Source organism: Nocardioides sp. NPDC006273, assembly GCF_040613495.1.
GTDB lineage: Bacteria > Actinomycetota > Actinomycetes > Propionibacteriales > Nocardioidaceae > Nocardioides.
In genome coordinates, this window is sequence record NZ_JBEXSD010000026.1 from 39,491 (window position 1) to 52,484 (window position 12,994).

General features: G+C 65.9%; 10 protein-coding genes. 5 read left to right on the forward strand and 5 right to left on the reverse strand.

The window, feature by feature from the left end:
* Window positions 1–205: 205 nt before the first annotated feature.
* Window positions 206–997 (forward strand): hypothetical protein, encoded by a 792-nt coding sequence (locus ABZZ22_RS13350; protein WP_354931916.1) that lies wholly within the window; start codon window positions 206–208, stop codon window positions 995–997.
* A 701-nt stretch (window positions 998–1,698) separates the two neighbouring features.
* Window positions 1,699–2,460, forward strand: a complete 762-nt coding sequence (locus ABZZ22_RS13355) for a hypothetical protein (protein WP_354931919.1) — start codon at window positions 1,699–1,701, stop codon at window positions 2,458–2,460.
* Window positions 2,461–2,463: 3 nt separating this feature from the next.
* On the opposite strand, the gene ABZZ22_RS13360 is transcribed toward ABZZ22_RS13355, so the two are convergent.
* The 5 genes from ABZZ22_RS13360 to ABZZ22_RS13380 form a co-directional block, all read right to left on the reverse strand.
* Window positions 2,464–3,366, reverse strand: coding sequence for a pyridoxal-phosphate dependent enzyme (locus ABZZ22_RS13360; RefSeq protein ID WP_354931922.1), 903 nt, complete (start codon window positions 3,364–3,366; stop codon window positions 2,464–2,466).
* A gap of 196 nt (window positions 3,367–3,562) precedes the next feature.
* Window positions 3,563–4,513, reverse strand: coding sequence for a DUF4268 domain-containing protein (locus ABZZ22_RS13365; RefSeq protein ID WP_354931996.1), 951 nt, complete (start codon window positions 4,511–4,513; stop codon window positions 3,563–3,565).
* A 9-nt stretch (window positions 4,514–4,522) separates the two neighbouring features.
* Window positions 4,523–5,782, reverse strand: a complete 1,260-nt coding sequence (locus ABZZ22_RS13370) for a restriction endonuclease subunit S (RefSeq protein WP_354931925.1) — start codon at window positions 5,780–5,782, stop codon at window positions 4,523–4,525.
* The gene (locus ABZZ22_RS13375) at window positions 5,782–7,554 is read right to left on the reverse strand and encodes a class I SAM-dependent DNA methyltransferase (protein ID WP_354931928.1); all 1,773 of its coding nucleotides are present in this window, start codon (window positions 7,552–7,554) and stop codon (window positions 5,782–5,784) included. The genes ABZZ22_RS13370 and ABZZ22_RS13375 overlap by 1 nt, the downstream gene beginning before the upstream one ends.
* Before the next feature lie 284 nt (window positions 7,555–7,838).
* Window positions 7,839–10,154, reverse strand: a complete 2,316-nt coding sequence (locus tag ABZZ22_RS13380; protein WP_354931931.1) for a hypothetical protein — start codon at window positions 10,152–10,154, stop codon at window positions 7,839–7,841.
* A 73-nt stretch (window positions 10,155–10,227) separates the two neighbouring features.
* Here ABZZ22_RS13380 and ABZZ22_RS13385 point away from each other — a divergent pair, with 73 nt between their 5' ends.
* Genes ABZZ22_RS13385 through ABZZ22_RS13395 form a run of 3 tightly spaced genes read left to right on the forward strand, consistent with a single transcriptional unit; the run spans window position 10,228 to window position 12,991 of the window.
* Window positions 10,228–11,226: a glycosyltransferase gene (locus ABZZ22_RS13385; RefSeq protein ID WP_354931934.1), complete on the forward strand. Its 999-nt coding sequence runs from the start codon at window positions 10,228–10,230 to the stop codon at window positions 11,224–11,226.
* A complete protein-coding gene (locus ABZZ22_RS13390; RefSeq protein ID WP_354931937.1) occupies window positions 11,223–12,245 on the forward strand; it encodes an NAD-dependent epimerase/dehydratase family protein in 1,023 nt (340 codons plus the stop codon). The genes ABZZ22_RS13385 and ABZZ22_RS13390 overlap by 4 nt, the downstream gene beginning before the upstream one ends.
* Window positions 12,242–12,991 (forward strand): class I SAM-dependent methyltransferase, encoded by a 750-nt coding sequence (locus ABZZ22_RS13395; protein ID WP_354931940.1) that lies wholly within the window; start codon window positions 12,242–12,244, stop codon window positions 12,989–12,991. The genes ABZZ22_RS13390 and ABZZ22_RS13395 overlap by 4 nt, the downstream gene beginning before the upstream one ends.
* The last annotated feature ends 3 nt before the right edge of the window (window positions 12,992–12,994 follow it).

The following is a 12,994-nucleotide window of genomic DNA, read 5'->3' on the forward strand; positions in this document are numbered from 1 at the left end:
CGCATCCCCAAGATCGATGAGGAAATTCCGGTTCAACGACGCGACAGGAAGCGATTCTTGACAGTGGCTTCGGAGATCGGTCGAGTGCCACTCCCATCCTTCCCGCAGACCCTCGAACAGGACTCTCGTGACTGACCACTTCCCGCCGCAGGCGCCGGGACCGGCGATGCCACCGCAATATGGCGCTGCATTCAACCCGCAGCAAATGCCTCCCCGCGGCTGGTTCCGGCGCCACCTCGCCTTGGTGATCGTCGGCGTCTGTGCACTGGCTCTCATGTTCGTCGTCATGCTGGTCGGCGTTGTGGCTCTGCTCGCCAGCGACGGCACCGGAGGCCATGACTACGAGGCCCTGGCAAACACCGATCCGTCGAAGTTCACGGTCGTGGATGCCGCTGCATGGTCCGCAATCCAGAAGGATCCCGACGCGGCCGAGGGGAAGCGCGTCGTGATCTTCGCGAACATCATGCAGTTCGACACAGCCACGGGGAGCGACACGTTCATGGCCGGCGTCGGAACCTACCAGCCGACCGAGGAGTACGAGTTCGAGATGGACACGATGTTCCGCGGCACACCCGACGCACTCGCCAAGTTCAAGCAAGACGACGTCGTCCGGATCTATGGACAGGTCGCCGGGGCTCAGGAGTACGACACGCTCATCGGCGGGCGAAACACCGTCCCCCTCATCGACATCGCGAAGATCGAGAACGTCGGCTTCGCGGACCTCAAGGGCGACGTGAAGGTTGGCAAGGTGATTCGCGGGGAGTACGGCGAGATAACCGTCGAGCTGACCGTGACCAACTCCGCGGCCAAAGCGATGAGCTACAACATCGAGCTGAGCGCAAAGTCGTCCAACGGCTCGAAGTCGGTCGGCCGGGCGTACGCATCCACCCCGAAGATCGAGCCGGGGGCGACCCTGAAGGTGGACGCTGACGGCTTCTATGACCTCCCGGATGGGGCCAAGATCCAGGTCGACAAGGTCGACCGCTACGAAGGCTGAGGGTGCTAACTTGGGCCATGCAGGCCGCAGGAAATGCCGCCCGCATGGCCCTCAGCCCCGCCAAGTGCGGGGCTGTTGTGCTCCACCACTGGTGGACCAACTGCCAGAGGAGCAGCTTGCCCCTGGCCTGCAGCCGATCTGGCTTGATGAGAGACACGCTCGGGCTGTCGCGACGCTCAAGACGGTGCAGCAGCGAATGGCCGGTGTCACCGGCATGGATGAAGAAAAGACGCGTAGCGCGTTGGCGAGAGCGGCTGACTCGTGCCCGAAGTTCAGGGGAGCGAGCTGGATCGAGCGGTGATCCGATACCACCAGGCCGGGCTGTGACGATACGACACTCGGCGGTTCTCAGTCTCGATCATCGGATCGTTTCGAAGGGCCCGGAGTGCACTCCTGATGGCGTATTCACTCAGCGGAGTCCTGATGAGGTCACTGACGAGGCTGCGGTGGCTGTGCCACTCCCCGTCCGCCAGGAGCTCCATGACGACGCCTCGCGTCCTGTCGGTCATCTCATCGGTGGTCATGTCGCTCTTCCATCGCTCGAGGTGTTGGCTCCCGGAGCCCTGACAAACGCTCTTGCCGCCAGCGCTCCGGGGTGCCTTCAATCTGCCGCCACTCATGTCCGCGATCCACCGGGACAGCCGGTGAAGATCGGCAGCAGATCTCCCCGTACGACAGGGAGGTTGTGCGACGATGGATCTGTGACCAGGAACTCCGGCTCCGACCGCGTGAAGGCGCACAGCCAGCGCCACCTGCGGCGGGAGTGGTCGAAGGAGCTGAGGGCACAGGGCTCGACCTGGGTCGAGGTAGCCGGCGCGTTTGCCGATCGATACGGACTGAACCCACGGGTCGCGTTCCGTGCTGCCCGTGATTGGAGCCAGCGGGACGCAGCCGAAGAGTGGAACCGACGTTGGCCGGACGATCCGAAGACGTTCAAGAACTTCTCCTACTGGGAACAGTGGCCGAGCCCCACGGGCTATGCCCCTTCGCTCGACGTTCTCGCCCGCCTTGCCGAGCTCTACCAATGCTCCGTCGGCGATCTGGTCGTTGACCTCGCTGACTACTCCCACCAGGACTCAGCGCGGAACGCGACAGGCGATCTCAACGGACTCTGGCGGTCGCGATACAGCTTCTTCTCCGACAGTCGACAAGAGACTCTGCACAGCAATCACACCGTCCGTCTTCACCACGCGGGCAGCAGGCTTCGCGGCACGACGACCGACACGGACGAGGGATGCGATTCCCGACTCGCACTGGACCTGGCGGTCAACGGTGCGATCGCCAGCGGGACGTGGACCGAGCGTACTGCTCCAACGGGCTACTACCGCGGGGCGGTCTACCACGGCACAATCCAGTTGGTCGTCGGCCCGCATGCCCGCAGCATGACCGGACGTTGGCTGGGTTTCGGAAAAGACTTCGTCGTCAACTCGGGCGACTGGCACCTCGACTGGATGGACAGCTAGTTCTCAGGCTCCTGGAACTCCGCCGGAACCGCTGATCACCGCCATGATCGTGGACCCGCGATGAAACTCGTCGCGCTCGATCAGGTCGAATAGCGCGAACATCATCTTCGCCTCATACACCCAGTCGAGCCGGAGGCCGTGGCGTTGCTCGAAGTCGTCGATGAACGCATCCAACTCTGGCGGTCGCTTTGCATATCCGCCGAAGTGGTAGTCCAGCACCAGCCGCCAGGAACCTACCCGCTCGCCATAGACCTGCTCCTGAAGCCTGACGATGTCGTCCTCGAGGAATCCGCCGCCTTTGAGCACCGGAACCCCGATCGCGGACTGGTCGGCACCCAAACCACCAGCAAGGCCGGCCAGAGTGCCACCAGTCCCTACGGCGCACATCACAACATTGACCGAGGCATCGATCTCCGCAGCCAGCTCCGCACAGCCGCGAACAGCCTCGGCGTTGCTGCCGCCCTCCGGGATCAGATAGAAGTTGCCGAACTCTTCGCGCAACGCATCGATCACCGCCTCAGACGTCTTCTCCCGGTAGGTCGATCGATCGAGGTACGACAGGCGCATGCCTCGCGACACCGCGAACTGAAGATGCGGATTCAGCGGGACATGCTCCTCGCCCCGGATCACTCCGATCGTCTCGAACCCGAGCCGAGCTCCCACTACTGCGGTCGCGACGATGTGGTTCGAGTACGCACCGCCGAAGGTCAGCAACGCCCGCGCTCCGCGTCGCCGGGCGGCTTCGATGTTGTATTTCAGCTTGCGCCACTTGTTACCCGAAACCTCCGAATGGATCAGATCGTCACGCTTGAGAAGCACCCGTACGCCCTCGCGCCGGGTGCGCTCGTCCTCGATCTCGTCGATCGGAGACGGAAGCCGAAGACCAAGGGCCTGCTCATCGTTCACGTGATCTGACTCCCACTCTGTAGTTCGTGGGCGCGAGCGCGTGCTAAGTTGGCCATGCAGGCCGCAGAAATGCCGCCCGCATGACCCTCAGCCCCGCCGAGTGCGGGGCTGTTGTGCGTCACGGCCACCCCTCCTGGCTCATGCAGCTTCTCATCGCAGATCTCGGTCTCGAACGCGATCTCGCTGTGGTCCGCTATCACTTGCCTCTGGATTCCCCGGCCAGTCTGGCTCGTTGAGTGGCCATTCGGAAGCGATCCATGGTCGAGAGGAACCAATCCATCAGCGCCTCGTGCGTGGCTTCTTCCGTGACATCACCGCCGTCAGGGCGGTCGACGTACAGTCGACACGCCTTCTTGGTCGGCAACGGGTCGTAGGAGACGGGGGCGCCGAAGTCGGCGTCGATCTGCTCACGATTGGCAGCGACCCGCTCGAAGGCAAGGCGACTCTCCTCAGCATCGGACGAGCCGAAGTAAAGCTCGACCCGCGGGCCGGTGCGGGTGAAGACGAAGCTGTACCAAGCGATCGAGGAGCCATACGGCATCGTCATCCAGCTTGCCTTCGGCGCCTTCACCGATCGGGTCCAGTCGGGATGTTGCTGACGGATTCTACGCAGCATCTCGGCCCAGAATTCTTGGTAAGCGACCTCCCGCTCCGTCGTGGGAATCGCCGAGGTCTCAGCATGGACCTGCTTCGTCCAGTCGTTTGGTTGGGCCACCAACTTGAAGTGGGGCGCCGGTCGGCTGTCGTCGATCTGCACCGCTGTGATTTCGACGCCGAAGAAGCGAGTGTTCTCGTCGGTGCGCTCGTTGAGCCAGTCAAGGGCAGCACGATGCTCGTCCCGGAACGACGGAGCGCACCACACGATCGTCTGCGGGTCCGTCCCACCGGCGTACGTCATGATCTGGCCGAGGTGCCCGTGGTCAGTCTGCTCTAGCTGGTTCTCTACGATCACGACGTTTCCTGTGCCCACCTCGCGCCCGATGAGGTCAAGCGAGAAGCCGCCGACCGGGTGCTCGGCCGCGGTCAACTCGAGCTCCATGCCAAGCACGTCCGCGAGCACGTCGGCGTTCTGCAGCATCCACTGAGTGAAGTCGTATGCCTCGTGCTTCCACACCTCACGCACCGGGATGACCCTCAGCCGGCTCATGTCCACCACTCACGCCACCTCGTCCCGCACATCGATCTGCCCCGTCACCGCGGCCGTGATCAGCGCCGCCCGGCGCTCCTTCGAGAGCTCGATGAACCGCTCCGTCTCCACGATGAGTTGATCGATCTTCGTGGTCTGCTCTTCGAGGTATGCGGCGATCCGCCGTTGCTCGTCCAATGGAGGTCGTGAAACTCGGAACGCCTTGAGATCGGCGCAGGTCAAGCCGCCCTTGGTGCTTCCGTTCTCATCGCTCAGCATCCGCAACTGCTCGTACGACGCACGCAGCAGCCACATCAGGAATTCCGGTGCCCAGAAAGCGGGCTCCGGTGTCACGTACGCGACGTGCTGGTTGACCGTTGCCTCTACGACGAGGCGGGTCGCCATACCTCGGGTCTTCCCCTGGCCGGTCAACCCCACGAGGACAGACCCAGGAGGCACGATCGGCAGATGGCACTCCTTCAGGGCGGTGCTCGTCACGAACTGGTCAGCACCGGAGACCTGATCCCTGTTGACGACGGAGCTGTTCAGCCAAGGGAATCCGTTTTCGCTCCAGTACGCAGCGTTCTCGCGGCGGGGTGTCGACCCATTGCCAATCTTGGTCCGTCGGCCGAGCTTGTCTGTTGGGCCAAGGGCTCCTGCCTCGGCAATGGCGCTACGCACGGCGGCGGAACGCCGTTCGCGGAGCATCTCGATCAGGCGCTGCTGCTCCTCGATGAGGGTGTCGATGCGGGCCGTCTCGCGGTCGAGGTAGTTGGCGATGGCGCGTTGCTCCTCCAGCGGCGGCACCAGCCACGGAGCTTCGGCCAATTCCTCGCGATTGACCTTCGGCATCTTGACCCGCATCGAGGTGACTGTGGCGAACGTGTGGAACGGCCGCGCGAGAAAGTAGTAGAACGCGAAGCGCGGATGCACTCGGTCCCGGAACGACATCGCATACATGTCGGCGCTACATAGTGCCTCGGTCTCGGCGATCGCGACCTTATTGAGTGCAGGTCGGATCTTCGAGTAGACGATCTGGCCCGCCTCTACGAGGTACTTGCCGCTATCGGCGCCTTGCCCCTCGGCGGTTTCGACACCAATGATCCGTCCTGTGCCGCTCTCGAGGTGGTTCGGAGCGATCAGCGTCATGCCGCTCCACGGTTCCTCCCGGGGATCCACCTGGCCGCCGTTGATCGCAGCTTCGTAGCGGAAACGGCTGACCGTCCAATGTGCCGGCACGTCCCCCATCCAATGCGACCCCGCCGCCTTCATCTCGGCATACGGCTGCATCAGTCCTCCACCTCCCGCAACAGGTCGAGGATCTTGGCGACCTGTTTCTCCAGGTCAGCGTCGATCTCGGCGAGGGGACGGGGTGGGACGTACTTGTAGAAGTGTCGGGTGAAGGGGATCTCATAGCCGGTCTTGGTCTTGGACCAGTCGATCCAGGCTTCGCCGACGTGCGGATTCACCTCGGCGTCGAAGTACGCCTGGATGATCGATCGCTGATCGACTGTGTTGGTCTCGACACGCTCGCTGACGCTCGCGGCTCGACCGGCGGGTGAGCCGTAGGTGAAGGGGACGTTCTCGGTGTCACGCTTCTTCGAGTCAGGCTTGGGGTTGCCCTTGCGGTCGCGTACGGGCTCGCCAGAGTCATCCAGCAGCGGTCGCTCGACGGTGATGGTCCAGTAACCGAACTCCTCGTTGCGGAGCACCTTGGACAGGTCGGGGTCGGCGTGTTCGAAGGCGGCGTACAGCTTCAGGATCTCGGCGCGGTTGGCATCGCTGATCTCCTTGCGCTTCGAACCCAGGCTCTTGCGCATCTTCGTACTGAACGAGGTGCCGTCGATGAACTGGACCTTGCCCTCGCGCTCGGGGCGCTTGGTGTTGTCGAGGATCCAGATGTAGGTCGCGATACCGGTGTTGAAGAACATGTCGGTCGGCAAGGCGACGATCGCGTCGAGCAGGTCGTTCTCCAGGAGCCAGCGGCGGATCTCGGAGGGGCCGGAGCCGGCGGCACCATTGAAGAGCGGGGAGCCGTTCATCACGATGCCGACCCGGCCTCCACCGTTCTCAGGCTCCCGCATGCGGTGGGCAAGGTGGAGCAGGAAGAGCATCTGACCGTCGGAGGTGGCGGGTAGACCCGGGGCGAAGCGGCCGTACGGACCGGCTTGGTCGCGTTCCTCCTTGACCGCTTTGGCGTACTGCTTCCAGTCCACGCCATAAGGCGGGTTGGACATCGAGAAGTCGAACTTCTTGTCCTTGAAGGCGGGTTCGGTGAGCGTGTTGCCGAAGGCGATGTTGCTGGCGTCGTGGCCCTTGGCGATCAGGTCGGACTTGCAGATGGCGTACGACTGGGGGTTGTACTCCTGGCCATAGAGGACGAGATCGGCGTCTGGGTTCTGCTCCAGCAAGTGCTCCTCTGCGAGCGCGAGCATGCCGCCGGTGCCGGCGGTGGGGTCGTAGAGGGTGCGAATGATGTTTCCATCGGATAGGTCCTGCTCAGCGAAGAGCAGGTCGACCAGGAGTCGGATCGCGTCGCGCGGGGTGTAGTGGTCACCGGAGGTCTCGTTGGCGGCCTCGTTGAACTTGCGGATGATGTACTCGAAGGCGTCACCCATATCGGCGTTGGAGACGACCTCAGGGTGGAGGTCGACGGCGGCGAAGGACTTGACGACCTCGCGCAGGAGCTCGGCCTTCTCGAGCGCGAGGATCTCCTTCTTGAAGTCGAAGTACTCGAAGACGTCGACGTCGGGCGAGAACCGGTCGATGTAGTCGGTCAGGTTGTCCGCGAGACCGTCGGCATCGGCAAGCAGGTTGGCGAAGGAGTAGTTCGAGGTGTTGTAGAACGTCCGCCCGGTCGCCTTCTTGACCGCCGCCTTGAGCCGATTCGGGTTGTCGATCTTCGCAGCGAGCTCACGCACCGTCTCTCGGTCTGGCTCGAGGATGCAGTCGAGCCGCCTCAGGATGGTCAACGGCAAGATCACGGTGCCGTACTGGTTGGGCCGGTAGGGGCCACGAAGCTGGTCCGCGATGGACCAGATGAAACTGCCGAGCTTGCTCACTGAGGGGATGACTCCTTGCTGGGTCCGTTTACTCCGCCATCCTCCCGCACCGCAGCGACGGGCGTGCTGGAAGGGACGATTCGGCGAGTCTCTCGACGCCAGCGTCGGCCGATCGTTCCTGGCCGTCGTCGTGGTCGAGGTATGAAGGGACCGAGAAAGCGCGAAACCCGAGCGCCACGACCATTCCGGACGGGTCTCGGGTTCACTTTCCGAAGCTCAACGCAACGGACACTCACAGTGTAGGCCGAGCCACTACCGATCTGGATCGATGACCAGCGCCACCGCTAGCGCAGGTCGAATACCGAGTACAGCCCCCGCTTGAAGCGCGGCTGACCGAGCTCACGGCGCAGGCCGGGGAGGTCGGCCCGATAACGACGGTCGACGACGAGCCAGTCGACGCCGTGGTCGTCGCGCAGCGTGGCGATCGTCGCCGGTGACGGGTTCGTGATGGCCGCGTCGTTGGCCTCGAGCAGCTCCGGGTCCCAGAAGGGCAGGTACGCCGAGTTGTTGAGGTCCGTGGACGGCTGCCCGACGACCAGCGGGTCGATGTAGGCCCACCCTTCCACCAGGACCCGACGTTCGGCGTACGCCGCGATCCAGAAGTTCCTGCGGTCGCAGTCGGGCACGGGCAGCCCGATGCAGTGGGCGTTGGTGGCGATCAGCTCATCCGGCTGCGAGTGCTCGCGGACGAAGCGGGCGGCGGCGACTCCACCGGGTCCGATGATGTCCGTGGCGGCCTCCCGAGGGAACGCGGGCCCGACCACCGCGAGAGCGACGGTCTGCGGCGCCCCGGCGAGCACGACCCCCGTCATCAGCACCGCGACGACCGGGAGCGAGGCGATCGCCGAGCGTTTGGCGTACACGACCACGATGACGACCGCGACAGCGAGCACCAGCAGTCCGATGACGAGCTGGGTCAGCAAGGTCGATGTGAAGACCGAGCCGTCTGCCGGCATGTCGTCGCCCACCAACAGCCTCGCGGTCACGAGGACGAGCGCGCCGAGAACGGCGCAACCGAGGAGCCGGATGCCGTCGCGCAGCGACAGGTCGGTGGGGATGATGTCCGCCAGGGAGACCGCCATGGCCACGCCGATGAACCCGCTGGCGCCCAGCAGGAAGTAGGCCTGGCTCAGCGCCGGATGGCTCAGGACCATCAGCGCACCGGCGCCGGCGGCCCAGGGGCCTGCCAGGAACCAGAGCTCGGGCCGACGCCAGCCGCCACGCACCAAGGCGACGATGACCGGCACGGCGGCGAGGGCGAACCCGACCGTGAAGCAGATCCAGATCGACACCGCCGCGGACTCGGGGAGGGTCTCGCCCTCCGGCAGCATCAGGATGCCCAGCCGTTGAACGGTGCTCCCGTTGAGATCGATCGTCGTCGCCCGGGTGCCGCCGCCGTAGAACAGCTGTTGCGCGACCAGGAAGACCACGACGGCCGAACCGAGCAGGGCGCCGAAGGTGCGGACCATCTGCCTGCGGCGCAGCACTGCGGAGACCACGAGCGCGAGGAGCAGGCCGACGATGACCGTCGGCAGGGCAGATGACTTCGCGCCGGCTACGGCGACCATGACGACCACCGTCAGCAGCCACGGCCGCCATCGCCACCGATCGCTCCGGATCATCTCGACGACCAGCACCATCAGGACCATCTGGAGCGGCATCACGAACGCATGGGTCGGACTGTTGAACGCACGCGCGACGGAGTCGAAGGCCAGCTGCGCGGGGCTGACCAGGCTCGTCCAACCGAAGAAGTCGGGGGTCGCCCCCATGGCGAGGACGAGGGCAGCGACGAAGCCGGGCCACGCCCGTCCAGTGAGACGAGCGGCCGCTGCGTACGATCCGCCGACCGTCAGCAGGACGAGCAGCACCATCGACATGCTGCGCAGCAGGACGACGAGCTCGATGTCGGTGATCGTCGCCGCCGACGCCAGGTGGACGTAGACCAGCCAGTGGTAGAAGAGCGGCGTGCCCTCCACCCACGGCATCTGGGCGGGAAAGTGGTGCAGCAGGTCGCCGGCGATCGCAAGGTGGAAGGGCTCATCGACATAAGGAGCCCGCAACGCGTCGAGCGGACGCGTGGACCACACCCCCTTCGCAGCCAGCAGAGCCTGTACGCACGCCACCCCCGCGGCGGCCCACGACCACAGGCTCTCCCTGCCGACCACCACAGGCCCGAACCATCGGCGGCGACGCCAGCCGACGACCAGTGCGACGACGAGCACGGCGACGGGATAGCCGTAGATCAGCGGGGTGAGATCGAAGAGCCGCAGCAGGAGATAGAGCGGGATCTCCAGGACGAGCCCGAGGATGGTGCCGAGGATCAGGTCGTTGCCGAGGTTGGGTCCCGGTTTCGCGACGGCGCGCCACACCACGGTGCCCGGGAAGGTCAGGAACGCCAGCACATAACCGGTGAAGAGCAGTGCCTCGCCGATCCCGACACCGGCTATGCGCACCGCGAGAACGAGCGTCGCGACCACGACCAGCACCCCCGGCAGGAGACCGGACCAGGACCGGCCCGAGACGGTGCCGTCCGAGAACGTGCGGTCCGAGGGAGGCTTCGCGTCGGGTTCGGCGCCTACGGTTGCCGGGTCTGCAGTCACCCGCGCGATCATGCCAACAAAACACCTACACCGAGTACACCGAAGCCACTCCGGATGCGCTATTTTCCTAGCGATGTCCCTCACCCACACCGTCTCTGTCGTCATCCCGGTCTACCGCGGTGCCGAGACGCTTCCTGGTGTGGTGAGCGAGATCGCCGACCTCGCCGAACCGTTCACCACCGCCAACGGTCACGAGGGACGCATCACCGAGATCCTCCTGGTCCACGACCACGGCCCGGACAGCTCTGACATCGCCATCCGTCAGCTCGCCGAGAAGTACGACATCGTTCGGCCGATCTGGCTGAGCCGCAACTTCGGCCAGCACGCCGCCACCCTCGCCGGCCTGGCCTCGTCCGGCGCGGACTGGATCGTCACGATGGACGAGGACGGGCAGCACGACCCTGCGTACATCCTGCCGATGCTCGACACCGCGCTCGGCGAGCAGGCCGCGCTAGTCTACGCCCGCCCCACCAACCCGCCGCCCCACGGGCCGCTGCGCAACCTGGCCTCGCGCGGGTCGAAGGTCCTCATCGACCGCGTCATGCCCGGCGGTCGCGCGCGGCAGTTCAACAGCTTCCGTCTGATCCTGGGCGAGTACGGCCGCAGCGTGTCCGCCTACGCGGCCAACGGGGTCTACCTCGACGTCGCGCTGACCTGGGTCATCTCCGACGTGGCGACGTGCCCGGTCGAGCTGCGCGAGGAGGGTGAGCGGCCCTCCGGCTACAGCTATCGCTCGCTGATGTCCCACTTCTGGCGGATGGTGCTCACCGGCGGCACCCGCCTGCTGCGTACGGTCAGCGTCTGCGGGGCCCTGCTCGCCACCTCCGGCATCGTGCTCGCGGTCGCTCTCGTCGTCGCGCGTCTGGCCGGCGGCGTCGACGTCCAGGGCTGGACCTCGCTGATGGCGGCCATCCTGGTCTGCTCCGGCGCGATCATGCTCACTCTCGGCGTGATCGCCGAATACCTCGGGATGGCCGTGAACATGGCGATGGGGAAGCCGCTCTACGTGGTCGTCAGCGACCCCGCGAACGGCCCGCTGCGCCACGGACCCGGTCCCGGCCACCCCGAATGACGGGGACCGGCGCCTCGAGCAGACCCCCGACGTTCGTCGTCGGCAGTGGCGGCCTGCTCGGTCGCCACGTACGCCTCGCGCTGGAGCGCTCCGCCTCACCCGTGAGCACGGTGAGCGTGCCGTGGCACGACCCGATCGCTGCCCGCGACGTGCTGAGGTCCGAGCTCACCTCGTTCCTCGGCTCCGCGGCGGCATCGTCGTCAGCGGCGAACGGACGCGTGAACATCGCCTGGTGTGCCGGCGCCGGAATCGTCGCCACGCCGGCGGACGAGCTCGAGACCGAGGTGTCGCTCTTCCGCGACGTGCTCGACGACCTGCGAGCAGCACTGCCGCCCGACATCCGCCTGGCCCTCTTCTTCGCCTCCTCGGCCGGGGGCGTCTACGCAGGCTCGGCCGATCCCCCGTTCACCGAGCACTCCGAGCCTCGCCCGCTGGTGGCGTACGGCCGGGCCAAGCTGGCGATGGAGGAGGCGCTGACCGAGTTCTGCGCCGAGACCGGATCGGTCGCGCTGCTCGGCCGGATCACCAACCTCTACGGCCCGGGCCAAGCGCTCTCCAAGCCCCAGGGCCTGGTCTCCCAGCTGTGCCTGGCTCACCTGCGCGGCACCCCGCTGCCGGTCTGGGTCTCCTTCGACACGATCCGGGACTACCTCTACGTCGGCGACTGCGCCGAGATGGTCGTCGCGGCCCTCGACGGACTTTACGAGCACGCCCGGACCTCCGGCACGAACGCCGTCGTCAAGATCCTGGCCACCGGCACCGGCGTGACCCTCGCAGCCGTGATCGGGGAGACCAACCGGGTCTTCAGGCGACGGGCGAGGCTACGACTCCCGGGGGCCGGCACCCCCAGCCACACCCGCGACCTGCGGGTCCGCAGCGTCGTCTGGCCGGAGCTTGGGCAAAGGTCTCAGACACCTTTCTCCGTCGGCGTGCGTCGCACCGCCGACGAGATCGCATTGGCCTACGCTGCTGGGACGTCCGCACTCCCGACCCAAGTGAGCGAGATCTCCATCCGATGACCGACACGGACATGCTGGTGGGCACGGCCGGCGGATCTCCTTCGATCGCCCAGAGCGACTACTGGTGGTATCGAGCGCGCACCCGGATCCTCGAGACCGTCATGAAGCCGTACGTAGGCACCCCACGCCGCCTGCTCGACGTCGGCAGCGCCGACGGGCCCAGCGTGACCTGGCTCGTGGGCACCGCCGAGCATCACGTCTCCCTCGATGTCGACCCGCGCGGGCTGACCGCCGGCGGCGTGTGCGGCTCCGCGGCCGGGCTTCCCTTCGCCGACGGCTCCTTCGACGTGGTCTCGGCCTTCGACGTCATCGAGCACTGCGAGCGTGAGGATGCCGCCCTCGCCGAGATCGAGCGCGTCCTGGCTCCCGGCGGCCGCTTCCTCATGTCCGTGCCGGCGTACAACTGGGCCTGGACCAGCCATGACGTCCACAACCACCATCACCGGCGCTACACCCGGCGGCGGGCGGTCGCGGCGATCGAGTCCGCTGGGCTGTCGGCCCTGCGAGCGACGTACGGCTTCACCGGGACTTTCCCGATGTTCGCCACCCAGCGCCTGGTCACCCGGTTCAAGGAGCGCGGTCCGACCGACGCTCTCACTGAGGACGCCGTCGCTCCGCTCCCCACGGTCTCGCCCGCGACGGAGAGACTCCTGCTCGGCGCGACCCGCATCGACGAGCGACTGCTGGGCAGGCTGGATCTGCCGTTCGGTTCCTCGGTGCTCGTGGCGGCGGTCAAACCACACTGAAAA

Coding starts and splice junctions, on each gene's coding strand:
- ABZZ22_RS13350 (WP_354931916.1), top strand. CDS start 206: ATGCCTCCCCGCGGCTGGTTCCGGCGCCACCTCGCCTTGGTGATCGTC.
- ABZZ22_RS13365 (WP_354931996.1), bottom strand. CDS start 4,513: ATGAGCCGGCTGAGGGTCATCCCGGTGCGTGAGGTGTGGAAGCACGAG.
- ABZZ22_RS13370 (WP_354931925.1), bottom strand. CDS start 5,782: ATGCAGCCGTATGCCGAGATGAAGGCGGCGGGGTCGCATTGGATGGGG.
- ABZZ22_RS13385 (WP_354931934.1), top strand. CDS start 10,228: ATGTCCCTCACCCACACCGTCTCTGTCGTCATCCCGGTCTACCGCGGT.
- ABZZ22_RS13390 (WP_354931937.1), top strand. CDS start 11,223: ATGACGGGGACCGGCGCCTCGAGCAGACCCCCGACGTTCGTCGTCGGC.
- ABZZ22_RS13395 (WP_354931940.1), top strand. CDS start 12,242: ATGACCGACACGGACATGCTGGTGGGCACGGCCGGCGGATCTCCTTCG.